Here is a 25,245-nt window from a genome sequence, read left to right on the forward strand (position 1 = left end):
CCAAAAGCGGCAGTGACCGAGCCCGTGTACAGACCTCCAAGATTCGGTGAGACATGCAGATAACCTTGTTGAAAGGCAAAATCCACTGCGCATCGGTGACCGAAGCCGATCTGCACTATGAAGGCTCAATTTCAATTGATCGTGCGCTACTGGACGCGGCGGGATTCCTGCTGAACGAACGGGTCGAAATTCACAACGTAGAAACCGGCGCGCGATTTGCCACTTTTGTCACTGAGGCGCCGCGCGGCTCGGGTACTATAGACTTGAACGGTGCGGCTGCGCGACTGGCGTTACCTGGCGACAAAATCAGCATCCTTGCATACGCCTTACTTGATGAGGCGGAAGCCAAGACGTTCAGACCACGTATTGTGCTCGTCGATCGAGAAAATCGAATATTGCCGGTTTGATCGCGAAGCGGCCAACCGGAGCCGTTTTTCTGCGCGCTCCTCAGAATTTTGCGCAATTTCAATGCCCTCAGAGTGCACAATGAACTCAATCCACGCGGGAAAAGCTGCCCCATATAGCTCGGCGTTGAACGTCCTGAAAGAGAACCACCGGTTGCGCAGCCTCAATCCGCGTGCAGGGATCGATTTCACGTCGAACGACTATCTCGCGCTCGCGAGCGCGCCGCGCATGAAGAAGGCTGTCTTGGCAGCGATTGAGGCCGGCACACCGATCGGGGCCGGCGGGTCGCGGCTCCTGCGCGGCAATTGCGAAGAGCACGAACGTCTGGAAGCTGAAGCAGCCAGGTTCTTTGGCGCCGAGACAGCGCTTTTCTTCTGTAGCGGTTATGTCGCAAATTTTGCGGTCCTGACGACGGTGCCGCAGAAAGGCGATCTGCTCGTTCTCGATTCTCTGGTGCACGCGAGCATTCATGAAGGCGCGCGAGCCGCCCGCGCTGACTTTCGGATCAGCGCGCATAACGATCCAGAGGCGGTTGCAAGCGCGATTCGTGACTGGCGGGCCAATGGCGGAGTTGGCCGTGTCTGGATCGTGGCCGAAAGCCTCTATAGCATGGACGGCGATTTTGCACCGCTTAAGGAGCTGGTTGCGCTCGCCGACCGCCATGATGCGTTCCTGATGGTGGATGAGGCCCATGCCACAGGCGTTTACGGTGAAAAGGGACGGGGGCTCACCACACCTTACGAGGGGCGAGAAAATCTACTGGTCGTTCATACTTGCGGCAAGGCGCTGGGCGCTGCGGGTGCGCTCGTCACCGCGTCCGGCGTCCTGCGAGACTTCATGGTCAATCGGTGCCGTCCCTTTATCTTCGCCACCGCGCCCTCGCCGTTGATCGCCGTTGCCGTGCGAGAGGCGATTCTGATCCTGCAGCAGGAACCCGAGCGTCAGCAGCGCCTCATTGACCTGGTCGCGTTCACGCATCGGCAGATGAAACAGCGCGGTTGGAAAGGTCCTTCGAACTCGCAGATCGTACCCTACATTGTAGGCGACAATGCGCGTGCGATGCGGCTCGCTTCCGCGCTGCAGGCGCGCGGCTTCGACATCCGCGGAATCCGCCCCCCAACCGTACCTGCGGGCACGGCTCGTTTGCGAATCTCGCTGACACTTAACGTCGGCGAAGCTGACGTCCGCGCAATGCTCGATGCCCTCGTCGAGGAGACGGAAAGTATACTTCGATGAGTCCAAGGATAGTGGTAACGGGCACGGATACCGGAATCGGTAAGACCGTGTTTTCGTCGGGGCTCGCGAACCTCCTTGGTGCGAATTATTGGAAGCCAGTTCAGGCCGGCCTCGGTGGAGAGACCGATAGCGAGACCGTCGCGCGGCTGGGCGGCCTCTCAGCCGACCGCATCTTGCAAGAGCGCTACCGTCTTCGAACGCCCGCCTCACCTCATTATTCCGCAGAGCTTGACGGAGTTCGCGTCGATGCAGATTCGCTCGATGTGCCAGATGCCGGGGGACGGCCATTGGTTATAGAGGGCGCGGGCGGGCTGATGGTGCCGCTGAGTGGCGACACACTTTACATTGATGTGTTCGAGCGCTGGCGGCTTCCAGTGGTGCTTTGCGCGAGCACAGTCCTTGGCACCATCAATCACTCACTGCTGTCGATAGAGGCTCTCCGAAAGCGTGAGATCCCAATACTCGGGATGGCCTTCATTGGCGAAAGAAATGCCGAGACTCAGACAGTCATCCGCGAGATGGGGCGGGTGCGTTGGCTGGGACGATTGCCATGGCTCTCTGACCTCACCGCGGACACGCTGCAGGCAGCGTTCAAAGCCTCATTCCGTGCAGATAGTTTCAAGTTGTATGCCAAAGAATAAGTCTCCGATCTGGCATCCGTTCACGCAACACGCTCTTCAAGATGAGATGACGCGGGTTGTTCGGGGAAATGGTGCCTATCTCCACACCGCGGATGGTCGCCGTATCATCGATGCAATCTCATCCTGGTGGGTGGTGACGCATGGTCACTGCCATCCACATATCGTGCGCGCGATTCAGGAACAGGCAGGTAAGCTCAATCAGATCATCTTTGCCGGGCATACCCACGATCCTGCGGAGGAAGTTGCCGCGCAGCTCCTGAAGTTCGCGCCCCCAGGGCTCGAGCATGTCTTCTTCTCCGACAGCGGCTCAGCAAGCGTCGAAGTCGCGTTAAAAATGGCACTCGGCTATTGGCACAATGTCGGCAAGCAGCGAATACGCATTGTCGTGATGCAACATTCCTATCATGGCGACACGATAGGTGGGATGTCGGTGGGGGCGCGCGGCGTCTTCAACGAGGCGTACGGACCCTTGCTGTTCGACGTCATCTCAGTCCCGTTTCCCGCAACAGGTCGTGAGCAGGACACGCTGGACGCCCTTGAGTTGGCATGCCGAAACGAAATACCAGCGGCCTTTATTGCGGAGCCTCTGATATTAGGGGCAGGCGGAATGCTGATGTATCCAGCCTGGGTGCTCAGGGAGATGAAGCGGATCTGCGAGGCGTCTGACGTCCTGTTCATTGCCGATGAGGTCATGACCGGCTGGGGTCGGACGGGAACACTCTTCGCATGCGAGCAGGCCAATATCACACCAGATATCGTCTGTTATTCCAAGGGCATTACGGGAGGAACGCTTCCCCTCGCCGTAACACTCTGTCGCGCGGATATTTTCGATGCCCACTATTCGATAGATCGGACGCGCACGTTCTTTCATTCGAGCTCATATACTGCAAATCCCGTGGCCTGCGCCGCCGCAAAAGCCAATCTGGATCTCTGGCAAGATCCCAATACTCGCCAGCGCGTGGCAGAGATCGCCGTGATGCAAGAAAAGGCGATCGAGCCGTTCCGGGCCGATGCACGCTTCGGAAACGTTCGTCGAACCGGCACGATTACAGCACTCGATCTGAAGACGAGCGATTCGGGCTATCTGGCGGATATCGGTCCGAAGCTCCAGGCCTTCTTTAACAATCGAAATCTGCTGCTTCGGCCACTTGGCAATACGATCTACGTGCTGCCACCGTACTGTGCGACAGCGGCAGACTTTGATGAAATCTATGCTGGCATCTGGGATGCAGCCGATGCGCTGGCTGGAAGAAACGCTCTGCGGGCTGAGAAGCCGGAAGCGAGCGTCTGTTAGCTTTTTCGGCGGTGTTGCGATGATCGCAATCCCCTGAACCCTAGCCTGGGGGCTAGGGGTCGGAGGTTCAAATCCTCTCGCTCCGACCAAATTAAGAAGAAAAATCAATGCATTGCCTAGCGGGCCTTTCGGGGCCCGTTTTGCTGTCGACGTTGTGTAAGCACGGTGTCACCACCGGCGCGTTTTTGATGATCTGACCTTCTGCCAGCACTGTGACCAACGTCCCGCGAACACTTTGAGAGTTTGACTGGAAAACGGCAACGGGAGCATGCCCGGAGCCAACCTTGCGGGTATAGTCGAGCGGCACAACTGAGAGGTCGTGGCGCGAAGGCCCGAACGGGGCTGGAGAAGGCTTGCGCATCGACCTAGGCCGCTAATCGCTGGAACCGCTGCGTGCTCGAAAATGCATTAATCCGGGGCGCTGGTGTCGACGGGGCCGTCGATATCGGGCTCGTCGCTGAGACGCTGCTGTTCTATCGGTCGACCCATTTGCTTGTCGACATGGCCTCCCTCCCGGCTCTTTGCGTTCAATTGGGGCCGGACGGACTGTTGTCGCTATTGCGATGGCCGGAAGTCACCGCTTCGTATTGCCCGGACACTCCGACGGTCCTAACGAATACGCAACGAGGACTATCGCAGCACGACTTCGGCCAATTGTTTTTGCACGGAGAAAGCGCAAAAAAACGATGCTCACGATCAAATCGCCTTAATCATCACTCGGTCCGGCGAATTAAACGTTCCCGTCAAAACCGTAGATCAGATCGTCGATCTCCTCAAAATTCATCGCCTGCCTCAAGATATCGGAACGATTGCAAATTCGGCGAGGGCCGATTGCGATGACCCTCACTTCGTGAGCATGGCAGCTCGCACAGTTCTCGAAACGGTGCGCCCGTCTTTCGCCATACCCAAGAACATGCAGTTTAGCGTCATAAATCTTGGCGGCGAGTTTGCGATCGACACAAATTTGGATTTTGACGCGATAAATCGATCATCCAACGGCAACGCGATATCGGGAGCTTATATTCTGGCCCATATCGTGAGCGCCCGCGCCGATACGTACTTCGCGGCGGACTATATGAGCGAACTGGTGACCAGCCCGGCTAACTCCGCGCTGATCCGGCTTAAGCATTTCGATTTCGTGCGGCGTCGGATCAAAAGCGAAGATCAGCACGACATGTTTGAGAACGTCGTGCTCAACGATGCACGCACGGTGCGTGAAGTTCTCAATTCAAAAGAGCGCTCAATTACGGAGTTTTTCCGCTTGTTAGATGATGGAGCAAAGTTCCGAGAATGGATGCATGCGCAACATCCAGATGCCCAGCTCGTCCGCGAATATTACGATCAGGTGAACAAAAAGACTTGGATCGGAAGGCTGCCCGGGAAATCCCTTCGGTTCGTATTCTTCACTGGGGCGGGAATGCTCGCCGATATGCTTGCTCCAACGGGATTGGGCACAGCTGCAGGGCTTACCTTGGGTGCGGCAGATAGCTTGCTGGTCGATAAGCTGTTGAGAGGCTGGCGACCCAGCCAATTTATCGAAGGGCCGCTGAAACGCTTTGCCACTTGAGCCGACAACACGCATTTAATCGGCGCGCTTGGTCCCCAACTGAACGATGCATTCAGAGGAACGCGATGATCCGGCTTCAGAAATTCGTCGAACGAGGCGCCTTCGGAGAAGGTCCCGGTCGCGCCGCGTACGTGTTCGAACCGACGAAGCTCCCTGAACCGAGCAGCGGCTTCAAGTGGCAGGTCGTGGGCGACTTCATGCCTGGCGATGCCATCCTCGCGGACCCCGGGCTGAAACAAGTATTCGAGGTCGCACTGAAACATGGCTGCGCAGTGGTGGCGCGCTAGCGCCGTCGCGCGCGACCATATCGCAAGAAGCATTTCCAGCCGGGTAGAATTGGATGAAGACTGACCGCTTTCCCTATGAGACGTCCCGGTGGAGCAACCTACCGGAACAAGCCAAACGATGGTTCGAAGAACTTGAAACACTGGGCCCGCAGAACGTCCGGGCCAGATTGGCACAAACCGACGCCGGTTCTGCCGGTACCATTGCGATCGGCGAAATGCAGGTTTTGACGATCGGCTTCGCGCAGGAATGGTTGGCGTGGCATGACCAGAAGCGCGACGCCCTGGAAGCCGAGAGGCACAGTCAGCATGTGTTCTGGACACGTTTTGCGGCTTGGGCCGCGACTGTCGCCGCGGCCTCCGCGGTAATCGTCTGTGCGTGGACGATCTTCCACAAATAACGCTCACGTGCAAAATGAACCAGATTTTCGACCCCACCAATTGGGACTTGCTGTCCTTGCTGAAGACGGCGGTCGGAACTGGGATAGGAACGGCCGCCGTGCAGGGCGGCATCGCCCTTTACCGAGAACGCACGCTGAAGAACGAGCATGCCGCCTACCTCGCTTTGCGGCTGGCGGTGCTCTTGGAGGCATACGCTTCCGAGTGCTGCGATTTCTATTCCGACAATGCCAATGCCGAGCAGCTGCCTAATGAACCCTATCCCTCTTGGAACACGAAGCTGCCGGACCTGCCCGAATATCCTGACGACACTGAGGCCTGGCGGACGCTGGACAAAAAGCTTCTAGCGAAATGCTTGAATTTTCCGAATCGAGTTCATGCCAGTCAGAACGCTATCGCCGCATGCGGCGAACACACGATGGACGATCTCGACGTAACGTTGGACGAACAAGCATCCGCGCGCGGCGCCGAGGCTTGGGAGATCGCGTCCGCGCTCCGCGAAGCATATAGGCTCGATCGAGCAGAGATCGTCTTCGACTACTACAGCGTCCTCCAAAAGGTTCTGAAACAGTCACGGGAAGAGCGCAAAAACGAGAGGAAAGCCAATGGTCCTTCCTCAGCGAGCTTTCTGCCCGCGAGAAGGATCTCCCGGCCTAACAGAGGAAGTGCAACACATGCCCACACCAGAAAGTCTGGCTTATCTGACAGCTTCGAATGCTGTTCCACTGGTCGGCGCAGACGGAAAGATGATCGCGCTTCAATTCACGCTGGGGAACGGCAAGATTGTCAATATCGGACTTGATGTTGATGCCGGCGCGCGGCTTGCGCACGACATGGCAACCGCCCTTTCAGCAAGCGTTAAAAGCGCAGCCCCTGGAGGGCTCGGCTTCACAAGAATGACGCCGGTCACTCGGGTGCAGGCGCACCCGACCGATCAACCTGAGGAGATCGCCCTCGGACTGATCGATCGGACCGGCCTTGCTCACTATTTCGTTCTTCAAAAGCAGACCAGCAGCGAACTTCGTTCCTCGCTTCGATCCGCTGAAAGCATAGCGCGCGTGGGGGTTCAACTTCCAAAAGCGTAAAGCGACCCGCGCCAAAGCGCTGCCTCGATCTGGATCGCATCGTCGGAACGTCGCTGGACGAGAGCTCCGAACACTTCGGCAGCCGCTCAGTCGAAAGAGCCCGGCTAATCTGAGCGCGCGAGCCGCAGCGCGCGCTATGATCGGACCAAATCGCTTGGATCGGAAGCGCTTTTCAATCTGGCTGTGGTTTCGGTCAGAGCGGAGAGCGCAGCTTGCATTTGATCAGGCTGCGAACTGAGCGTCGTCTGAAAGTGTTGTCGCTGCTGCTCCATGGCGCGATCGAGCGACGATCCGTAGATCGCCGCAATCGCAATCTCCTTGGCCAAGCGCGTATAGCTCTGCCACATGAGATAGAACATCAACGGCGGGACCTCACGGTTCGCAAGCATCTCATAGCAGCGCGGTCCCGCATTTTCGATCGCCCACCATTGCTGCGCGAGCACTACGAGACGCCGGAAGACTCGTCTCGTTCCGCTGAACTTGTGAGGGTCGACGCCGCCGAGGAAGGCGCAATGATCGAGCCAATTCAGGCCCGCTGTGATTGCAGTCGGATAATCGACAACGGGAACGCCCTTGAAGTCGACGACCGTTTCTTCGTGGGGAGGCTGCCTGAGAAAGGCATCCATCATTTCGGGCTGGCGCACGGCGCTAACCAAAAGCTCTACGTCGCGACTCGGCACCATCATCACGTAGCGGCACGCTTCGAGCCGGGTATGCTCCCAAATTGCCCGAACGTTTCCATCGGCGTCATTCAGGGTGCGTTTACATGCCGGATAGACAAGTCGCCCCTCATCCGTCTCTTTCAGGTACCATGGAAGCAGCTTGTCGAGAGCTGACAGCAGCGCCAAAGGCTCGAGATTGCCTAGAGCCGCTTCGGCCGAAGGCGGAGCCGGCTTCTTTGATCGTCCCCATCCCAACATTGTAGCTGCCCCCGGTCACGCTCCACCGACGCCGATTACAGCGGGGCTTGCCGCAGGCCGCAAGGCCCGCCCGAAGCCGTGCGCGCCAGTCCAGCCGGCTTCCGGTCCAGACATCGACGATGGCGCCCGCCGCGGTCGTTTCGATCACGGCCTCGATCGCGAGCGGGGCTGCGTGGTGCGTTATTTCGGCCTGGGGCTTGGCTTTCATGGCCTTTGGTCCCTCTGGCGCGTGGGCGGGGCCGCTAAGGGCCAGTCGCGCGCATCTTCGGCAGATTGCCATTCCAGGCATGGCGCCAGGCGCGGGCCGCGGCGTCCGCTTCAGGATGGGGGCCTCGTTGCCGCGGTTCATGCAATTGGCGATCTCGGTCGCCATGGCATCGTCGATCGCCGTACAGATCGGCGAGCTGTCAAGTCGGCGATAGACCCGGTGCCGATTGCGGTCACTGAAGCGTATCGCTGCCCTGCTGATCCAGTCGCGGCAGCCGGCATGGGCGCTCGAGCGTCATTCCCCGTCAAATCCATCAGGTTGGTGCAAAATGTTTCGCCGGCCTCAAGCACGGCGTTAAGCAGGAGCTCAACGATGCGGCGCGCTGGCATCCTGTGCCGCTGCGCTATGCTTGTGAGGACATCCGCGTACTGCGCTGGAACGCCGACCGCGATGCGAACTTCGCCGCGCCTTGGGCGGCCGCCGGTTCCGGTCAGGGAAATATCACGGCGCTTGCACAGTTCGAATAGGCGCGGCGCCTGGTTTGCAGCTTGCCCGATGTCCAGCGCGATTTCCTGCGCGGTCATGCTCTTGTCTTCGGCCAGGCGGCGGACCCATGCGACCCGGTCGTCGTTCCATTCGATGCGCCGGACGTTTCCGAAGTCAGGTTTCTGCATTGGCGCGCTTAGGCGTTGGCTTCGGTTGTCAGGAAGCTATGGACTGACACTGCGCCCTAGATCGGCTTCGCCCCACGCTTAGCGCGGATCGTCCAGGCGTTCCAGCACGGAATGCCTAGGGCCATGGCATCGAAATTTTGTCCGCTGGCCACCTCGGCCGCCTTTGCACAAGCTCTGTTCCGCATCTACCTCCCGTGGCTCAAGCCTGAACCCTACCAAAGCCGATCGCACGCGCACCTCAAAGACCTCGGGCAATTTCCCGTCGAACCGTAGTTGGCGGTCTTGCCGCTCTGCCGGTCACTGCAACGGCAGCGGCGGCTATCGAGCTGGACCCGGTCTTTGCCACGATTGAACGCCACCGCCAGCTGTCGGATCGCCTTTCCGCCGCGACGGCCGTATCTGCGAAGCTCATGGACGGCCCCGAATTCGAGGCAGCGGATGCGATCAGCGCCGCGAGAGCCGAAGACCTTGGGGAATATGCGGACACGCTGCTCCGCACAGAACCGACAACGATGGAGGGAGCTGTGGCGCTGACCCGCTACGTCGCTGGCTTGGGGGCGTGGCAGCTGCCGGACGACGACGATGAAGGCGATGTCGCCGACACTCCAAATAACTGGCAGAAGGTGTTCCTGGACACGCTGGCGGACGCGCTCGACAACATTCGCGTGACAGGCTGAACCCACCGGGTCAGCATGACCGTCTGGTGAAGCGAAGGGGATCGATCGGCGCTCACCGACCGTCGCAGGATGGGGAGCGCCGGTTTAGTAAGCTGACCTCGGCCTTGCGCAACCCTCGGTCCACGTGCCGATTTTCATCAAAGAGGTGGATCATTTCGCGCGAAACTTGCGGCCTCGTCCTTCCGAGTAGCGATTTTCGGGTCGTTCATCGAAGCAATGCGACTAGCAGGGCGCGCGACATCGCGCCTAAACCCAAGCTGGTCTAGCAGAAATCCAGCGGATCAGGCCCGTCAAACGCCGCTGATCGTCATGGTTGCAATGTTACCATACTTCGCCGACCGGCTGGGAGAGCAATATGGTCTACGCATGTCGCAACACGATCATGGTTATCGCTTTTATCGCAGTCGCCAGCGTCAGCATCTTGTGGGATCTGAACGGCTACATCGCCTGCGGCCTTGCGCTGGCGGCTTCAGTCGCTGCCGGCTTTTGCGTCGAGCGCGCCTTCATCAACCGGTCCCATCGCGAGATGATCAGCCTCCACGGTGCGGACTGGCAGGTTGCGGGCGGCGAGCGCGAGGGACCGGCCTCAACGGGGAAGGCAAAGGAATGACAGTCGGCCCGAGCCTCACCAAGTTCAAGGCGCCCCACCCGGAGGTGCTCGATTGCCAGGTTTGCTGCGGTCGCCCGGTCATGATCCGCGGGGTTACGGGATGGCACCTTCATTGCGAGGCGTGCGCGCGCCACGGCATGCTGATCTCGACCAAGAGCTTCGCGACCATCGAAGAGGCAGTGGCCGTTTGGAACGGCGAAGAGCTAGCCAAAACGAAACAAATGACCCGGCGCCGCACACTTGCCGCGCGCGAGCATCCGCGCCAGGCTATCCAGGAAGCCAGCGGCGTCACTGTATCCGGCGAACAGATAAGGATCACGGCGCTACATTTGCGCCCCCATGCCCCGGCGATCGAGGCGCTGCGCGCCTGGTACGGCATGCAAACAAGCGTCAATACCGTCGCGCTCTACAATGCCGCAGCAGCGCTGTTCGGCTCAAACTTCGACCCGGCCGAATACCACGACGTCGAGTGAAGCCAAAAAGCACCCCCGGGGCGGCCGCAATCGTCGCCAACTTTGGCGACGATACAGACCGCCGTCGTCGTAGTCGTTGGGCAAAAGCGCCCTGTCATCGTTTCTTCTTTCGGGCCGCTCTCTCGCGCGCGTATTGTTCGCGCGATTCCTCGCTGAGGCTGGCGAACGTCTCCGACTGGTCCCAATGCCGAATGAATGAGCCGCGATCGTTTGGCCGAATTTCTCGAAAAGTGTCCACTGGCTAACAGGCAAAAGGAAGAAATCAAAAAAGGCGTCGGAAAACGAAGCTCTTGGTGATATGCCCGCCGAGGTCAGTGTTGCCGATCTCGGCGACATAAATCCTGCGCAATAGCGCCTAAGATCGCGCAATTTATGCGCGAGCTGCCGCCTACGGCGCGAGTCTGCAGCTCGAGGGCGTGATATGCCGATATCGTAACCTGTCTTTCGACTGTCGACCGATCGGCCAGTAGGCCGGTCGACCGCGCAGAGCAAGCCGAAGGACAAAGAGCGCAAAACAACCGCCTGCCTGCTTTTGTCACGGCATGCCCATCGACCCGGTCTCTCCGTCAATTTCGTGTAACAAACCCAAACTAGAGGCTGCGAATGGTCAGCATCTCGCCGAGCCCTCGTTTCGAGCATGCTGATCAGAAACGCGGTCGAAATGATGATGGATTGATTGGCAATCGGATGCTCCCTTCAATCATTGCACTTCTTCGCCCAAGCCTGCGAACCAAGATTGCCATGCTTGGAATAGGGGGCGTGCTCGTCACAGGGGCGACTTGCGTCCTTGGGCTCAATTATGTCGCTCAGGTTCAGCGGGAGGCAGATCAGAGCATTCACCTTCGTGCTCGCCTGGCGGCGATTTCAGAAGCGTTTCTTGAGTCGCAGCAGCTTGCACTGGAGTTTTTGCGCAACCACGATGAAGCGCTGATCGCGCGCCACGCCCAAGGCATCAGGAAGGAGCTGGCCGGCCTCGATCAGATCGAGGAGTATGTTGCCTCCTTGCCGGAGGGCGATCCCCTAAAAGACGTATCGTTCCTGCGCGCCGGAATTGGCCTTTATGCAACACGTTTCAACAACATCGTTTCAGCGCAGCGCGTGCTCGGGTTCGCCGAAAATGATGGCCTCCAGGGCAAGCTGCGCAACGCCGTGCATCAGGCCGAATCCTCCCTTACGCAGATCAATCAGCCGCAGCTAACTGTGTTGATGCTGATGATGCGACGACACGAGAAGGATTTCATGCTGCGGCGTGAGGAGAAGTACGGCGATGAGCTGGATAAGCGCGTCGCCGAGTTCGAGAGCGCCCTTGCTGCTTCGGAGTTGGCGCCAGCCGCCAAGTCGGAACTGAAGAAGCTTATCGAGTCCTACCGGTCGAGCTTCGTGGCGTTCCTGGTTGCGCAACAAGCATTGGATGACCAGGTTGAAGATCTCGGACAGATCTACGGCCGGAATCGTCCTCTGCTGTTGAAAGCGATCGCGGCAGCTGAGGCCAGCGCTGCCGCTGCGGAAGAGCGCGCGTCGCGGTTTCGCCAGATGCTCGGCTGGGGAATTGGGCTTGCCACGCTCGTCATCGGTTTCGTTGCCATCCTTGTCGGGCAGACAATGGCCCGGCTGATCACACGCATGACCAAAGCGATGCGCCAACTGGCGGCCGGCCAGTTCGAGGTGACTCTACCCGGACTTGGCCGTTCGGACGAGATCGGTGAGATGGCGCAGGCCATGGAATCGTTCAAGCTTAAATTGAGTGAGAAGGCGCAGGCCGAGCTTGTCGCGAATATGGAACAGGACCGCTTGGCGGGGATGCGACGGAAGGCGGAGCTTGAGAACCTTGCAAGCACGTTCGAAGGTGCAGTCAGCGGCGTCCTCGACACACTCTCATCCGCCTCGACTGAACTCGAGGCGTCCGCTCGCAGCCTGGCGGACACGGCGCACGATACACAGGAAGTCTCTGACAAGGTGGCTTTAGCGTCGGAGGAGACCTCAGGCAATGTTCAAGTTGTCGCTGCACGTACCGCCGAGTTGATGGCGTCCGCTATGGAGGTTGGACGCCAGGTCGAGCAATCTGCAGAAATTGCCAAAGGAGCCGTGCGTCAGGCCGAAGAAACCGACCGAAGGATAAAGCACCTAGCGGCCGCGGCGCTAAAGGTTGGCGGCGTGGTTGAGCTGATCGCCGCAATCGCCAGGCAAACAAACCTTTTGTCTCTCAACGCAACGATCGAGGCTGCGCGTGCGGGCAAGATCGGCAGCGGCTTTGCTGTTGTGGCGCACGAGGTAAAGTCGCTGGCAACACAGACAACCAAGGCGACCTCGGACATTGCAGAACAAATCGGAGAGATCCAGGCGGCCACAGAGGAGTCAGTTACTGCGATCGCGGAGATCGGCAGCAGCATCGGCAGGATCTCACAAATCGCTTCGACGATTGCTGCTGCGATCGAAGAGCAGGGTACAGCAACTCGACATATTGCGCAGAATATTCAACGTGCGGCAGAAATGTCGACGCAGGTCGCCAGTAACATCCGCCAGGTTGCAGGGAGCGCCTCGAGCACAGGGGCATCATCCTCGCAGGTACTGACTTCTGCGAATGCGCTGGCCCAAAGCAGCCATCGTCTCAAGCTGGAGGTCGATGGCTTTCTCGCCGGGGTCAGGTGTGACCATCTGAAAGTCCTGCAGAACTAGATGTGATGTGATTATTTGCTCTCATTGGGGTCTCAGAATGCCTACCTATCTTGCGTCGTATGATTTGAAGGAGACCAAGCCTGATCCGCACCCGACCTTTCTGAAGCAAGCAGCGGCGCAGGGCTGGAAATTGTGGATCCTTGGCTCAAACAACGTGCGGTATCGGCTTCCAAACACAACGCTGGTCGGCACATTTGACAGTTTGGCCGTTGCCGAGGCCAGGCTCGAAGCGGCCCGCTTGGCAACAGAGAACGAAATGGGCGGCACCGTCACGACGAGGAAGTGGATTGTTGCGGAATACGGACCCACTCGGTTCAATTCTGACGAGCGGCAGAGCGCCTAATGCCGCCGGAGTTGGTGCATCTAATCCTCGGTCTTTGCTTCGTCGGCCTGGCGTCAGGGCCGGCTGCGAGAACGGTGGTACGCGGGGGATCGAGCAAGCTCGCCACCACCTGCGTCGATGACAGCGCGGGGAAGGCGGCATAGGGTAGCGACCGAATTCGGCCAGCTCTGGATGCACCTTTCCGGCTTGACGACAAAGCGTCTTATCTCCTCTTTAATCTGTCGCGACGCGTTCGGTGAGTGTCAAAACGTTCTTTGCTCATCTCGTCTCTCCTTTATGTACGGTCCAGCGTCCGTGCCGGCGAGCGGAGAGGCGGGCGCCGCGCCCGTTAGTTCGCGCCGCGCGCGAGGGCTTACCCGCCTTGCGGCGGACGGAAATCCGCGTCAGATCAGCCGATTGCATGGCCAGCGGATGTTTAGAAGAGATCAAGGCGCGCAAGAACAGACAGAAATATTGAGTTAGAGTTATAGGGATCGCGCTGTCGGCCATGCCTGTCCCGTGCTCGGGGTCTATTTCGGTCAGCTTCTCGAAAGCTAGCCCTGGTAGTTGTGATCCTTTTCGGCGACCTTGTGAAGGTAAGGCTGGCGTGGACGCGAACAACTTTGATCCATTCGATGTGTCAGGCCGGCCGGACGCGCATCACGCCATGTTGCAGCAAGAGCAGGCGCGACAGGCCGGGCAAGATGACTTTGAGCAGTGGTTGGCCGAGGGGCGCCAGGTCAATGCCGCTCCGGCCGCGGGCCCAACTCCAGACCCCCGCTATCCTCATCTAACCGAAAAAGACCGAACCCTCATCGACGCGGCAGCCGAGCATTTTGCGAAGAATTTACAGTCAAACACGGTCGGCACTTATACTTGGGCTCTTCGCGTGTTGGGAAATCACCTTGGGTCTCGGAGCCAGACGATTGATGCGCTGGATCACGATTCTTTAGTCTGGCACGCTAATGCGTTCTTTCCCACCGATGGATCAATGGTTACCGCATTGAATGCGCTTCGTAAGTACCGCGAGCCCAGGGCTTCAGATGGCTGCCGACGCTACGTTCCTTCTGTAGAGGATGCGAGCCTGATCGAGGCAGCCATCCGCGCAGCTGCTGGACGTCGAAAATGGACGCCTAGTACCGCCGAGAACAATGAAAAGATTCTTCGCAGATTGGCGAAAAGTCTCGAGTCTCGGGGGCAAACAATTGCTGCGCTCGATCACAATTCCCTGGTCGCTTACGTTAAGAAGTTCTTCGGGGATGACGTGAAAATGCCCTCCGTGTTGGAGGTGCTTCGCGAGTACCGTGAGCCCGATATTTTAGCTGCTCGTGCCCCTCGCCGAGAGGATGAATATATTCCATCTAGGGAGGACAAGAATCTCATCGATAGTGCGGTTCTTGCCAGCGGGCGCCCCGAGCATACCGTCAAACACTATACAGACAAACTTTACAGGTTTGCTGGAGTGCTCAAAGATGAAGGCCAAGGAATTGCTAAGCTAGATCACGAGTCTCTGATCAGGCGGGCGAAACGCTTATACTCAAGCAACAAGAATCTAATCACCGGGCTGAACATCATCCGCGATTACCGCAACGCGCAAGGCTCGGCCGCGGGCAGCTCTCGACACGCGGAGGCTCTGACGGTGCAGTCACCGGTGCCAAGTGTCAACTCAGAGGAGCTTCTGCGACGGCTGGATGATCAACCCGTCCCCTCGTGGTCGATTTACGATCCGGCGGAGCTTCGGGATGCCTCGGAAACTGGCCAGCTGCCAGCCGAAAGTTTGGACACAGCAGAGCTTTTGGAGATTTTGGCTTCACCCACGCATTCGCCGGCGGACAGCGTTGATCAGCCAAGCCCAGCGATACTCTTGCCAGTCCAGGCTGTCTCTCCTGAGGAGACTTGGCGGAGAGCGGATAAAGTTGGCCAGCTACGGACTGAAAGTTTAGACACAGCAGAGCTTTTGGAGATATTGGCTTCACCCACCCATTCGCCGTCGGACAGTGTTAATCAGCCAAATCCTTCGCCGCTGTGGGACATCGGGGCATTGACCTCCGGTCCGGCAAGTCTCCCGGTTCACGCGCCGCTTGCGGTGCCGGATCTAGATTTGTACCTTCCCCAGAACTGGCAGCACGGCGACCAGTGGGCGACAGAAGACTTCATGCACGGAATGCGCTTGCATAACGTGCTGCCAAGCGTGGCTGAGCCGCAGACAAATCTCACCATTCAAGGCGTGAACTACACGGCCACTGTCGGGCACCCAGGCTGGGAGCGCGCGATTTTTCTCCGCCGAAGCTGAATAAAGCGCAGCTATTGTTGACGTTCATGCTACCATTTCCACGTATCGGGGCTCGTGTCAGTTACAAGCACCCCGATTCCGTAGCCGCTGATGGTAACAGCCGCGTAGGTAAGTTCAGCTGGTACTCTCTGCCTCGCTCTGACCAGCGCCAATAATCCCGATTACCACCGGACGGGAAAAATTGCTTTCGCGGTGAACTCTTGCCAGGCTCAAGACCATTGACGTCGAGCTTGATCTCGTTGCGGCTGCTTTTCCACAGGACATGCCCCTTGAGCTTTTCATCGGTCAGATTCACCACGAAAAATTCATGCCTTCCTCCGCCCGTCATTGCTCCCTTTTCGCCTTCTCTTTCCTTCTCATCATCAAGCTTCATGGCCTCTCCTCCGCGTGAACGGCAGATTCCTCGGAGTTTGATAACAAGATGCCGTGCCTCAACTATCTGATTTGGTGGGCTGACAGTCACATCCATCCCGCACTTCGCGGATAGGTCTCGCGCATCTCACAACGGCGACATTACTTCGCCCGACGTGAGCGGCATTTGTGATGGGGCAATGCGTATGGCTGTGCATGGGCGCAGAATGCGAGATGCGAAAGTGTTTCGGCGGCTGGAGCAGAGTTACCTGCTACAGGCTGAGCATTCGACAGGAGAGCTCGAACGAGACGGCTTACTCAATCTCGCGCGAAGTTTCGGATATGCGGCCGAGCAAATCGAAAGACGTGCGCTGCTGCGCGAGACATTGGTGATCTGCGCTCTTGCCGCGCTCGTACTATTTGGCGTCTTGTACATTCCTTAGTTGCTCCGCCACTGCCAGGCGGTGCCTTAAGCCGACCGGGAAGATCGACCACCAACATCATCACTTGATGCGGGAAGTTCGAGCGAGGCGATTGTACGTAAACCCTGATCCGCCAAATTGAGCGAATTGCTCGACCTGGGCAACGACCAGCGATACGATTGGCCGGCCGACATGTCCGTATCGTCCGTATCAACGACTACGAAATCACCGCATCCGTGGAGCCCGATACCCAGGGATCCACGGTCACCGCGTTGGCAAGATCTTCCCGGTAATGTCGAGATGGGAAACTGGAACGGTCGTCCATCGGCAGACCGAACGCGCACCCGCCGCGCAATCGGTCCGTATGTCGACGCGACCTGGAAGGTCTTATTCGATGATCGCGCGATCATTGGATGTTTTTGTGCGTCCACCGTTAACTTTGGAGAGGCAGCTTTCTTTTTTCTCTTCACCGTTGACAAATTTCTCTCGCCTTCCCAAGGAAGCGACGACTCTGGGTATGTGGGTCAGTCGACGGATCGGACTTAAGATGAGCCATATTTCGGACCCGCCTGTTCAACGCGTCACTATCCCAGTGCTGCAGCGGTGGAAGGGGGAGGGGCGGCGTGTCGTAATGACCACCGCTTACGATGCCGTGACCGCACACATTGCCGCCCCCATCGTAGACATCATCCTTGTCGGGGATAGCGTTGGCAATGTCTGCCTCGGTTTCGGTAACACGCTGCCGGTCAGCATGGCGATGATGAACCATCACCTCGAAGCCGTAGCGCGCACAAAGCCTCATGCCTTGCTTGTAGCCGACATGCCCTTTCTAAGCTTCCACCTCAGTCCCGAGGAGACGATCCGCAACGCCGGAGGCTTCCTGCAGCGAGGGGCCGACGCCGTGAAGCTCGAGGGCGGGGCCAAGCGCGCCGAAATCGTTCGCGCCTTGGTCGATTGTGAGATTCCCGTCATGGGCCATCTCGGCCTGACGCCGCAGAGCGTCAATGTGATGGGTGGTTTCAAGGTGCAGGGCCGGAACTCCGATAATGCTTTGCGTCTGCTCGACGATGCCCACCGTCTGCAGGAGGCCGGATGCTTCGCTCTCGTCCTGGAGGGTATCCCGGCCGAGCTCGCCGCCCGAGCGACTGAGTCCCTGACAATACCGACGATTGGAATCGGGGCGGGCCCCAGCTGTTCCGGCCAGGTGCTTGTGTTCCACGATGTGCTTGGCTTAACTGAAAGTCGTCGGCCAAAATTCGTTCGCACCTATGTCGAGGGTTTTCGGCTATTGCAGGAGGCGCTGTCACGCTGGGCCGCAGATGTCCGTACTGGTGCATTCCCGACGCCACAAGAATCCTATCGACTTCCCGAAGGGTTGAGCGATGCGATCGCAAACTGGGCGCCTTCCAATCCAACCTGATGTAAAGCTCAAACATGCAAACAATTACGACGGTCGCTGAGCTTCGTAGCGCTCTTGCAAAAGCTCGTGACAAACGCGTTGGCTTCGTACCGACAATGGGCTACCTGCACGACGGTCACATGGCATTGGTCGAGGCGAGTCGTGCGCGATGCGACCTCACGGTCGTAAGTATCTTCGTCAACCCCACTCAGTTCGGCCCAACTGAGGACCTCAGCACTTATCCGCGCGACTTTTTGCGCGATGAAAAGCTGTGCCGCGAGGCCGGTGTCGCGATCGTCTTCGCTCCAGATGCGCGGGAGGTCTATCCAGCTCAGTTTGAGACCTTCGTCGAACCCGGCGAACTCGCAAAGTCATTGTGCGGGGCGTTCAGGCCTGGACACTTTCGCGGGGTCGCAACCGTCGTCTGCAAGCTGTTCAACATGGTGCAGCCGGATATCGCGTTTTTCGGACAGAAGGATTTCCAGCAATGTGCGGTCGTACGCCGGATGGCGATTGATCTCAATCTTCCGATCGAGATCGTCACCGTGCCGACCGTTCGGGAGCCGGACAGGCTCGCCATGAGCAGCCGCAATCGATACCTCAGCAAAGAAGACCGGCGGCGGGCTCTTGCGATCAGTCGCGGTCTATTCGCTGCGGAGGCCGAATTTCGTGTCGGCGAGCGCCAATGCGAGAAGCTTATCGCAATCGCCAGGCGGCATTTGGATGAAGTCGACCGGCTGCAGTACATCGAGCTCGTCGATGCCGACACGCTTGAGCCGGCCTCGAGTCCCTTGCGTCATCCTGCTGCCCTGTGTGCTGCGGCCTACGTCGGCTCGACGCGGCTGATCGATAACGTAATTCTTAGGCCGGAAGTGAGCACGGAATACGCGATCAAGCTCTAGCGACGACATCGAGCGCGGGGACGCTGCGTAGCAAAAAGGCATGACCCGCAACGCGCGATGCTTACTGCTGAGCACGAGCGCGACGTCACAAGCGCATAGCGAAACAACGGCCGATTGAGCGACCACCGTCCTGTCTCTCCGATTCGACCGGTCTCGTCGTGTGGTGGTTGTGCGTTGCCTGCCGCCCGCGCAACCCACCTTTTCTGAGCGGTGCGATATCGAAACTCAGATACTAAAATTTCATGCCGTCCGTCTTCTTAAAGTAACGCAGCACGTCAGCTCGCCAAACACAAGGGTCACACCTCAGCTAGCCCGCAGTGGCCAGATCGAGACGGGAACGGATTGCCACTTTGAGAGGGCGAATCGGTGCTAACTGTCCGCAGCGCCGCCAAATGCGTGTCATCGGATCAGTCCAGTTAAATTCGTCAGACATTGGCGGCGGAGCGCAGGATTTAGGCTTCAGACGGCCATTGATCGCACTAATCAAGATCAAATTACGCTTATTGTGAGCAGCCTTGGCGACGCCCTCCAAGGGGCGGTGGCTTCGTCAAAATCGGTGCACATCAAGCGATTGCCCGGAGTCTGTGCAAGCCGGACGGCTGGACGCCGGCGGAAGTCGCAAGCCGCGTGCGCGTCGTGCTGCGCCGAAGGAAAAGCCAGGTAACGCCGACAGGAGGCGAGAATGCAAAACAGCTTCCATAATTCGGAGCATGGTTCAGCACGGTGCTGTGCGATCTGCGGTGGAAGGTTCGGTATGATCCGCTATTATTGCTGGCGAACGGCTCTTTGTTCCAAGAAATGCATCGACCGGTTCAAGGCGCGGCGGGAGGCCGATCAAAAATGGCTTCGCTGGTTGCGAGCGGCCTAATTTCCGCCGGGTACAAGCAAGATTGCATTGCATTCTTCGTTTTGGATGACTCTTGAGTAACCAACCGGGCCATAGGCGGTTGTGACTGCGAGTCCAGAAATATTCGTCGCACGGCGCTTTCGCATGTGATCTGCAGTCGCTCGAGATTGGCGCCCTTTCGAAACGCGAAGCCCGGGCAAAATCTCAGGCCGAACGGAGCACCCTAACGGGCCTATGCTATGAAATTTATCCTGGTGAATCACTGGACCCCGCACGGCGAGCGAACTTGCACGACCTGTTCTCGGTCGTTGGGTTCTGGCTACCTGCGAGATGTAGCAACGCGCAGAGAATATTGCGGCTACGATTGCTACCGATGCCGTCACTTAGTAGACCTCGCCTTCCCCTACCGCAATCCGCGTACCTTCCTTGGGCGCGATACGCAAGATCTCGTTCCTGTTGGACTCGTGGCCTTGCTGACTGCCGCTTCTTGCTGGCTCGAAGTCGGGGTCGCCACAATGTCGTGGATCAATAGAGCGACGCGTCCCGGCGAGCCCTCTAGGTCTGAAAGACCTCCGGCTTAAGCTCGGAGGTTTCGTTCAGACCGCGCGTATGGCGAAAGAAATGGCAATGTTGCGTCGCAGACACCCGAAGCGTCGCAGATAATCGGCTATGCCGATCACTTCCGCCACAAATACTGGCACTTCATTTGACGAGCCGTTCTCGACGGATGGCACCCCACTGCAGCAGCCGCAATCGCCCAACGGCAGACTCAAGTCGCTGTCTTCAAGAAGACGCTTGCGGACAAGACGGTATCGGACGACGTACGCTCATACGATCTTTCCTGGCTGCTGCATCTCATCGGTGACCTGCACCAACCGCTGCGCGCGACCTCCCGCTTCACGCACGCCGAGCTGAATGGCGACGCCGGCGGGAACGACGTGAAGATCAGGTGCACCAAATGTGGAAGCGCCAGAGAGCTCCATGCCTTCTGGGATGGGTTGTTAGGACCGACCAGCGCGCCACCACAGGATGCCATCGACGCCGCGGCGGATCTTCGTGCGGCCGATGCCGGATCGACGGACGAGAACGACTGGATTCAGGAGAGCTTCCAGATCGCCAAGACGTCAGTGTACGCGCCTCCGATCCGCGGCGGCGACGGCCCGTACAAACTCACCCAGGCTTATCAATCGAGGGAGCACAGGATCGCCAACCAGCGGATTGCGCTCGCCGGCGCCAGGATCGCGGCGATCCTGAACGATGCATTCAAGTGAGCGTCTATCTGGGGTGCTCATCATAAGTTGTTGCGTACCATGGCCCGGCATGAACATTGCTAAATGCTATTCGTGTTCACGGCTCCTTGCCGGATCATTTTGAGTAACAACGAGCATGCCGGGAGGCACGTTTTTCCATTGAGGCGTATGCCAGCGTCTTCGAAAGGAAAGTCACGGATGACACAGTGACGCGGCTCTTGTCATTTTGGCGGCCGCTCTGGCATTGGTCGCTCGCGTCGGGCGGGGACGCCGCTTCTGGAGGCGGCGGCCCCTTGCCGCGAAGGCCCCGGTTACGCGAAACATCGACACCTGCGCGACCGCTACCAGAATGGGCGCGGTTAATGCATGGCGACAAGGAGCTTTGCTCGTTAGTCTTACCAATCAAGGTTTTCGCTGTGCAATGCTCCGCGCTGCTGTCGTGATCTGCTAGATCGACCTCTGCGAGCATTGTTTGTTTGGGTGATAGATGTCGCATTCAGTCGAGTTGATCGTCAACGGCTATATTAGACTGAACGATCGTGCCGCGCTGGAGAAGCTTCTTGCGCATCGGCAGGAGCTGCTGAGGCAACTGAGGAGCGTCACCGGCATCGATCCAAGACAAACGGTCGCGCAAGTCAGCCAAGAAATCGCAATCATCGAAGCTGGACTTGCGACGATCGCGCCAGAGTGAGGAAGGCTGACCGTTCAGTGGAGCCGAGCAGCTTGGTGTTGCTGCGTCGGGTCCGTGGCCTCCACGCTGAGGCGGGCTAACTCAGCAGCGACTAGCGCGAGCAAAGTGATCCAGAGACAGGCGCAGAAAACGGCGGACAGCAGCTTACGCGCAGAAGGACGCTTTTCGACCAAACGAAGCGTCACGCCGAGTATATTGGCGCCACGGCTTCGCCTTGGGTGGACCCGGACGGGGCAATGTCCGGTGCGCCGAGCCTAGACGCCGCGCAGCGTCACCGCAATCAAACCCTTGCATTAGGCTTAATGTCGCCGCTGCAGGTTAATTCTGGAACCCTATTTTGCGTCGACATTGGCCGAAGTTTAAGCGAGGCGCGACGTTGAGGCTTGGCAACAGGATCCAGAGCGAATCTTTGCTGCAAAACCAGCAGCTCTACATTCAGATCGCGCTGGGCTTTGGTCTCGTGTTCTCAACTGAGCGCCTGCTTGGGTCGATCAAGAAGGTCAAGCGCAGTGTTTATCTGCTCAAGCTGACGCTCGATGTCCCCGCGCTGCTCAACGTCTTGGGTCAAATCAAGTTGCTCAATGAGCTTCTGCTTTCGGGCGAGCAGATTTTGAATGACTGTCGACATCTGATCTCCGTTACAGTTCTCAGGCCGATCGCGGGATGCTGCTTGTTATTCACCCTGATCCAGCGCTCTGCCGGCCGCCACAGAGCGGGTCGCGATGCTTAGGTGTCACTTCGATGGGCCTCAATGCACTCGGAAGCGCGGCCGCTGCCAAACGCAACAGCCGCGCCGCAGGGTAGACCGTAGACAAGATCGACCCGACGCCTCGCGATCCCGTTTGTAGAAGAACGACACTATCTGCTCAAAGAAGGTGGCGGCGTCTCCTTTGTGCGCGTTGGCAGTATCGGATACTCGATCTTGGGTAGGCACCCGCTCAGTGAATTAAGAAACGCAACAATATCATTGTTCTCCGTTTCGCTGAGCTTGGCGCCGAGCTGGACTTCGCTCATGATTCCCACGGCTTCCTTGAGAGTCCAAACCTGGCCCGAATGGAAGTAGGGAGCCCGCAAGGCAACATTGCGCAAGGGGGCGACGCGGAATACGTATTGGTCGCTGGGGGCCGTGGTGACCGCGAACCGTCCCTTGTCGGCCGCAGGAAGCAATTTGATATCAGGCTTTTTGATTACACCAAACGGGAAAAAATCCTGTCCCCCAATATTGATTGCGTTATGGCAGGAGGCGCATCCTTTGTCCATGAACAGCCGCAATCCCGCCTTTTGCTGATCGTTCAGAGCGTTGGCATCGCCATTCAAGTACTGGTCGAACGGAGCCGCCGGCGTCGTGAGAGTCGCTTCAAACGCCTCGAGTGCTTTCGCGAAATTGTCGAAGGTGACCGGCGGTGTATCACGCGGGAACGCTTGCTTGAACTTAGCGACATAATCTGCCATCGAATTCAACGTGCTCGTCACGTGATCCGGAGTCGCATTCATTTCGACGCTCGCCTGAACGGGTCCCTTGGCTTGTGCCTTGAGATCCGGCGCGCGTCCGTCCCAGAACTGCGCGACATTGAACACTGCATTGTAGACGGTTGGCGCCCGACGCGCCCCCTTTTGCCAGCCGTGACCAACGGATGTCGGACCAGCGTCGACGCCGCCGGTGCCGAGATTATGGCACGTATTGCAGCTAATGATCCCGCTCGCCGAGAGCCGAGGGTCGAAAAACAGCATCTTGCCGAGCTCGGCTTTCTCAGTCGTGACAGGATTGTCTTTTACCGCGGGGATAGCAGATGGGATCGGTTTGAAAAGTTGTTTGGCTGCCATCATCAAATCGTCGTTCGCAATAGCATGGGATGAGACGAGCACTAGAACGGTAGCAATAGACACCTTGCGCATCATGTGAGACTTCCGGATCTTTCGACGCCGCTACCGAACAACATTTTCTTCAGGGCGGCACTCACTACCTGATGCCTGCAACCATGCAGAAACTGAGCCAATTCTCGCGCTGCAAGTTTTCCTGCTCGATGTCGGCTTCGCGACACGTTGGCAGTAGCACGACACAAGTACGTCGGCCTCGCACGAAGCATGTCGTTTTGCCGCTCTTCGAGAGGGCAAAAAGCGTCTGTCTAACGGCATGTCAATTGCAGGGACACTGCGACATCACAGGCACCTGTCCCGCGAGGTCAGATGACACTTGCTCAATCGGATTCAAATCGATGCTCCAGACGCTACACCATGAATGCGATCCCGCCGATTGAAGCTGCGCCGCATCCGCCGCGCCGCGCCGCGCCAGCCGCGCTCCCAAGTGGCTTCGGTCTCTATCGCGTCTGGAAGGCAGGGCCTATGCCTGTCACGCCGAGATGAGGCGTCGCCGAGCTCGATAATGGCTTCGCGGCGCTCGAATAAACTTAGCTAACTGTCGGCCTGGATGGATTGGTGGCGCGCGTCTCGAGCGGCCTGCACCACGACATTTTAGGTGACTTGGCACATCCCAAGGCACGCCTTGCCCGCAAGCTGAAGGGTTACGGGGTGCATAAAAAGGTTTCTCATGTCTAAAGCGAAGCTACTTGAAATAATCAACTCGCCACCGCCGTACGGCTCAGTTGGCCAGCATACGCGGAATAGCCTTGGGTATTGGAGAGAGCGAGGTGTAAGCGAGCGCTGCCGGGCAGCGGGCTGTTCAGTGGCCACCTACGGGGTCGGGCTGCCTGACGGCAGTCACCTGGTTCGGTGTCACGGCCCTTCTTCGAATGACAATCCGACAATTGCGAGGAGAACCATGAGGCATCTATTTCGACTTTGGTCCAGTGCGCTCTTCGGCGGCGCGGCATCGCTGTTCGTCGTTGCGAGCGCGTTCGCGCAAGGTCGCCTCACCGAGCCAGCCTCACGCGTCGTTCTATGTGCCGAACACCGGAACAAGGATTGTCCAATTGATTTGCAAAGGGCAAGCTCGATGGAGAGCGGCAAGTTCTTCCCGGCTAAGAAGGGAGGGCTTTTAGACTCGACCGCGCCGACCGATGTGCAGAATGCGGCGCCACCAGAGGACGGTCACATCGCCGGCAGCAGCGTGCGCGGTGATGTGCCCTTGCTCAATGAGCAGACGCCGACGCGCTGGGAGAAGATTGCGCTGCGCTCCGGCGCGAAGCAGAAGTTCAAGTGGGAATACGGCGCGATTCACCTGACGAGGCGTTGGAACTACTTCATCACACGGTTGGGCTGGAATCCGTCCTCGCCGCTCACGCGCTCGCAGTTCGAAGTGAAGCCATTCTGCACGGTTCTGAATCCCGGCCAGCCCTTTTGGGATCCGAATGCCAACCTTATTCCCCAGGAGCCCACCGAGCACATGTGCGACCTGCCAAAGCGCACGGGCTATCACGTTATTTTGGCGGTGTGGGAAGTCGCCAGTAGCCCGATGGCGTTCTATCAGATCGTCGACGCGACGTTCGAGGAACGAAAGGCGTCGAGCGCCAGTGGCTCCGACTGACGGGGCGGAGTGTCGCCGCCGAAATGAAGCGGGCACTTGGCTGATCGAGCGCTGATCCACCACAAACAGGTGCGCGACTGCGGGTCACCTTTCGGTGGGCGATGAAGGTCATGTAACGTGCGCCTCAGTTCAAAG

General features: G+C 58.4%; 25 protein-coding genes. 21 read left to right on the top strand and 4 right to left on the bottom strand.

Translation table 11 applies throughout. The features are described 5' to 3' along the window. Positions 1–53: 53 nt before the first annotated feature. From panD to KUF59_RS07615, 9 genes are all read left to right on the top strand, one after another. Positions 54–407: an aspartate 1-decarboxylase gene (panD, locus tag KUF59_RS07575; RefSeq protein ID WP_258769097.1), complete on the top strand. Its 354-nt coding sequence runs from the start codon at positions 54–56 to the stop codon at positions 405–407. A gap of 79 nt (positions 408–486) precedes the next feature. After that, positions 487–1,641: an 8-amino-7-oxononanoate synthase gene (locus KUF59_RS07580; RefSeq protein WP_258769098.1), complete on the top strand. Its 1,155-nt coding sequence runs from the start codon at positions 487–489 to the stop codon at positions 1,639–1,641. After that, positions 1,638–2,282 (top strand): dethiobiotin synthase, encoded by a 645-nt coding sequence (bioD, locus tag KUF59_RS07585; RefSeq protein ID WP_258769099.1) that lies wholly within the window; start codon positions 1,638–1,640, stop codon positions 2,280–2,282. The genes KUF59_RS07580 and bioD overlap by 4 nt, the downstream gene beginning before the upstream one ends. After that, a complete protein-coding gene (locus KUF59_RS07590) occupies positions 2,269–3,576 on the top strand; it encodes an adenosylmethionine--8-amino-7-oxononanoate transaminase (RefSeq protein WP_258769100.1) in 1,308 nt (435 codons plus the stop codon). The genes bioD and KUF59_RS07590 overlap by 14 nt, the downstream gene beginning before the upstream one ends. Before the next feature lie 850 nt (positions 3,577–4,426). After that, positions 4,427–5,143, top strand: a complete 717-nt coding sequence (locus KUF59_RS07595; protein ID WP_258769101.1) for a hypothetical protein — start codon at positions 4,427–4,429, stop codon at positions 5,141–5,143. 65 nt (positions 5,144–5,208) lie between these two features. Continuing rightward, complete coding sequence (locus tag KUF59_RS07600; RefSeq protein WP_258769102.1) at positions 5,209–5,430, top strand: hypothetical protein; 222 nt, start codon at positions 5,209–5,211, stop codon at positions 5,428–5,430. 53 nt (positions 5,431–5,483) lie between these two features. After that, positions 5,484–5,828 (top strand): hypothetical protein, encoded by a 345-nt coding sequence (locus KUF59_RS07605; protein ID WP_258769104.1) that lies wholly within the window; start codon positions 5,484–5,486, stop codon positions 5,826–5,828. Between the two features lie 14 nt (positions 5,829–5,842). Beyond that, positions 5,843–6,628, top strand: coding sequence for a hypothetical protein (locus KUF59_RS07610; protein ID WP_258769106.1), 786 nt, complete (start codon positions 5,843–5,845; stop codon positions 6,626–6,628). Further along, positions 6,573–6,911, top strand: coding sequence for a hypothetical protein (locus tag KUF59_RS07615; protein WP_258769108.1), 339 nt, complete (start codon positions 6,573–6,575; stop codon positions 6,909–6,911). The genes KUF59_RS07610 and KUF59_RS07615 overlap by 56 nt, the downstream gene beginning before the upstream one ends. Before the next feature lie 134 nt (positions 6,912–7,045). On the opposite strand, the gene KUF59_RS07620 is transcribed toward KUF59_RS07615, so the two are convergent. Beyond that, positions 7,046–7,831 carry a hypothetical protein gene (locus KUF59_RS07620; RefSeq protein WP_258769110.1) on the bottom strand — a complete coding sequence of 262 codons (786 nt, stop codon included), beginning with the start codon at positions 7,829–7,831 and terminating at the stop codon, positions 7,046–7,048. 345 nt (positions 7,832–8,176) lie between these two features. Next, positions 8,177–8,713, bottom strand: coding sequence for a hypothetical protein (locus tag KUF59_RS07625; protein WP_258769111.1), 537 nt, complete (start codon positions 8,711–8,713; stop codon positions 8,177–8,179). Positions 8,714–9,123: 410 nt separating this feature from the next. Here KUF59_RS07625 and KUF59_RS07630 point away from each other — a divergent pair, with 410 nt between their 5' ends. From KUF59_RS07630 to KUF59_RS07655, 6 genes are all read left to right on the top strand, one after another. After that, on the top strand, positions 9,124–9,390 hold the full coding sequence (locus KUF59_RS07630; RefSeq protein WP_258769112.1) for a hypothetical protein: 267 nt from the start codon (positions 9,124–9,126) through the stop codon (positions 9,388–9,390). Between the two features lie 355 nt (positions 9,391–9,745). Further along, a complete protein-coding gene (locus KUF59_RS07635) occupies positions 9,746–10,000 on the top strand; it encodes a hypothetical protein (RefSeq protein ID WP_258769113.1) in 255 nt (84 codons plus the stop codon). Next, the gene (locus KUF59_RS07640) at positions 9,997–10,473 is read left to right on the top strand and encodes a hypothetical protein (RefSeq protein ID WP_258769114.1); all 477 of its coding nucleotides are present in this window, start codon (positions 9,997–9,999) and stop codon (positions 10,471–10,473) included. Before KUF59_RS07635 ends, KUF59_RS07640 begins: the two co-directional genes overlap by 4 nt. A gap of 603 nt (positions 10,474–11,076) precedes the next feature. Continuing rightward, the gene (locus KUF59_RS07645; protein WP_258769115.1) at positions 11,077–13,149 is read left to right on the top strand and encodes a methyl-accepting chemotaxis protein; all 2,073 of its coding nucleotides are present in this window, start codon (positions 11,077–11,079) and stop codon (positions 13,147–13,149) included. A gap of 37 nt (positions 13,150–13,186) precedes the next feature. Continuing rightward, positions 13,187–13,492: a hypothetical protein gene (locus KUF59_RS07650; RefSeq protein ID WP_258769116.1), complete on the top strand. Its 306-nt coding sequence runs from the start codon at positions 13,187–13,189 to the stop codon at positions 13,490–13,492. Positions 13,493–14,078: 586 nt separating this feature from the next. After that, positions 14,079–15,764 carry a hypothetical protein gene (locus KUF59_RS07655; RefSeq protein WP_258769117.1) on the top strand — a complete coding sequence of 562 codons (1,686 nt, stop codon included), beginning with the start codon at positions 14,079–14,081 and terminating at the stop codon, positions 15,762–15,764. A 61-nt stretch (positions 15,765–15,825) separates the two neighbouring features. Here KUF59_RS07655 and KUF59_RS07660 read toward each other — a convergent pair whose 3' ends face one another. Continuing rightward, a complete protein-coding gene (locus KUF59_RS07660) occupies positions 15,826–16,137 on the bottom strand; it encodes a hypothetical protein (protein ID WP_258769118.1) in 312 nt (103 codons plus the stop codon). A 947-nt stretch (positions 16,138–17,084) separates the two neighbouring features. Between KUF59_RS07660 and panB the strand changes: the two genes are divergently transcribed. The 5 genes from panB to KUF59_RS07685 all read left to right on the top strand — a co-directional run bounded on the left by panB (position 17,085) and on the right by KUF59_RS07685 (position 22,356). Next, a complete protein-coding gene (panB, locus tag KUF59_RS07665; protein WP_258769982.1) occupies positions 17,085–17,957 on the top strand; it encodes a 3-methyl-2-oxobutanoate hydroxymethyltransferase in 873 nt (290 codons plus the stop codon). A 14-nt stretch (positions 17,958–17,971) separates the two neighbouring features. Further along, positions 17,972–18,838, top strand: coding sequence for a pantoate--beta-alanine ligase (gene panC, locus KUF59_RS07670; RefSeq protein WP_258769120.1), 867 nt, complete (start codon positions 17,972–17,974; stop codon positions 18,836–18,838). Positions 18,839–20,437: 1,599 nt separating this feature from the next. Beyond that, positions 20,438–20,956, top strand: coding sequence for a S1/P1 nuclease (locus KUF59_RS07675; RefSeq protein ID WP_258769983.1), 519 nt, complete (start codon positions 20,438–20,440; stop codon positions 20,954–20,956). A 466-nt stretch (positions 20,957–21,422) separates the two neighbouring features. Then, positions 21,423–21,626: a hypothetical protein gene (locus KUF59_RS07680; protein WP_258769121.1), complete on the top strand. Its 204-nt coding sequence runs from the start codon at positions 21,423–21,425 to the stop codon at positions 21,624–21,626. A gap of 376 nt (positions 21,627–22,002) precedes the next feature. Continuing rightward, positions 22,003–22,356, top strand: a complete 354-nt coding sequence (locus tag KUF59_RS07685; protein ID WP_258769122.1) for a hypothetical protein — start codon at positions 22,003–22,005, stop codon at positions 22,354–22,356. A gap of 128 nt (positions 22,357–22,484) precedes the next feature. Here the strand turns inward: KUF59_RS07685 and KUF59_RS07690 are convergent, their stop codons facing one another. Continuing rightward, positions 22,485–23,525: a cytochrome-c peroxidase gene (locus KUF59_RS07690; RefSeq protein WP_258769123.1), complete on the bottom strand. Its 1,041-nt coding sequence runs from the start codon at positions 23,523–23,525 to the stop codon at positions 22,485–22,487. Positions 23,526–24,405: 880 nt separating this feature from the next. Here KUF59_RS07690 and KUF59_RS07695 point away from each other — a divergent pair. Then, complete coding sequence (locus tag KUF59_RS07695; protein ID WP_258769124.1) at positions 24,406–25,110, top strand: lytic polysaccharide monooxygenase; 705 nt, start codon at positions 24,406–24,408, stop codon at positions 25,108–25,110. The last annotated feature ends 135 nt before the right edge of the window (positions 25,111–25,245 follow it).

The organism is Bradyrhizobium arachidis, from assembly GCF_024758505.1.
GTDB classification, from domain to species: Bacteria; Pseudomonadota; Alphaproteobacteria; order Rhizobiales; family Xanthobacteraceae; genus Bradyrhizobium; species Bradyrhizobium manausense_C.

Coding starts and splice junctions, on each gene's coding strand:
- panD (WP_258769097.1), top strand. CDS start 54: ATGCAGATAACCTTGTTGAAAGGCAAAATCCACTGCGCATCGGTGACC.
- KUF59_RS07580 (WP_258769098.1), top strand. CDS start 487: ATGAACTCAATCCACGCGGGAAAAGCTGCCCCATATAGCTCGGCGTTG.
- bioD (WP_258769099.1), top strand. CDS start 1,638: ATGAGTCCAAGGATAGTGGTAACGGGCACGGATACCGGAATCGGTAAG.
- KUF59_RS07590 (WP_258769100.1), top strand. CDS start 2,269: ATGCCAAAGAATAAGTCTCCGATCTGGCATCCGTTCACGCAACACGCT.
- KUF59_RS07600 (WP_258769102.1), top strand. CDS start 5,209: ATGATCCGGCTTCAGAAATTCGTCGAACGAGGCGCCTTCGGAGAAGGT.
- KUF59_RS07605 (WP_258769104.1), top strand. CDS start 5,484: ATGAAGACTGACCGCTTTCCCTATGAGACGTCCCGGTGGAGCAACCTA.
- KUF59_RS07610 (WP_258769106.1), top strand. CDS start 5,843: ATGAACCAGATTTTCGACCCCACCAATTGGGACTTGCTGTCCTTGCTG.
- KUF59_RS07615 (WP_258769108.1), top strand. CDS start 6,573: ATGATCGCGCTTCAATTCACGCTGGGGAACGGCAAGATTGTCAATATC.
- KUF59_RS07620 (WP_258769110.1), bottom strand. CDS start 7,831: ATGTTGGGATGGGGACGATCAAAGAAGCCGGCTCCGCCTTCGGCCGAA.
- KUF59_RS07625 (WP_258769111.1), bottom strand. CDS start 8,713: ATGCAGAAACCTGACTTCGGAAACGTCCGGCGCATCGAATGGAACGAC.
- KUF59_RS07630 (WP_258769112.1), top strand. CDS start 9,124: ATGGACGGCCCCGAATTCGAGGCAGCGGATGCGATCAGCGCCGCGAGA.
- KUF59_RS07635 (WP_258769113.1), top strand. CDS start 9,746: ATGGTCTACGCATGTCGCAACACGATCATGGTTATCGCTTTTATCGCA.
- KUF59_RS07640 (WP_258769114.1), top strand. CDS start 9,997: ATGACAGTCGGCCCGAGCCTCACCAAGTTCAAGGCGCCCCACCCGGAG.
- KUF59_RS07645 (WP_258769115.1), top strand. CDS start 11,077: ATGGTCAGCATCTCGCCGAGCCCTCGTTTCGAGCATGCTGATCAGAAA.
- KUF59_RS07650 (WP_258769116.1), top strand. CDS start 13,187: ATGCCTACCTATCTTGCGTCGTATGATTTGAAGGAGACCAAGCCTGAT.
- KUF59_RS07660 (WP_258769118.1), bottom strand. CDS start 16,137: ATGAAGCTTGATGATGAGAAGGAAAGAGAAGGCGAAAAGGGAGCAATG.
- panB (WP_258769982.1), top strand. CDS start 17,085: ATGAGCCATATTTCGGACCCGCCTGTTCAACGCGTCACTATCCCAGTG.
- panC (WP_258769120.1), top strand. CDS start 17,972: ATGCAAACAATTACGACGGTCGCTGAGCTTCGTAGCGCTCTTGCAAAA.
- KUF59_RS07680 (WP_258769121.1), top strand. CDS start 21,423: ATGTCGCATTCAGTCGAGTTGATCGTCAACGGCTATATTAGACTGAAC.
- KUF59_RS07690 (WP_258769123.1), bottom strand. CDS start 23,525: ATGATGCGCAAGGTGTCTATTGCTACCGTTCTAGTGCTCGTCTCATCC.
- KUF59_RS07695 (WP_258769124.1), top strand. CDS start 24,406: ATGAGGCATCTATTTCGACTTTGGTCCAGTGCGCTCTTCGGCGGCGCG.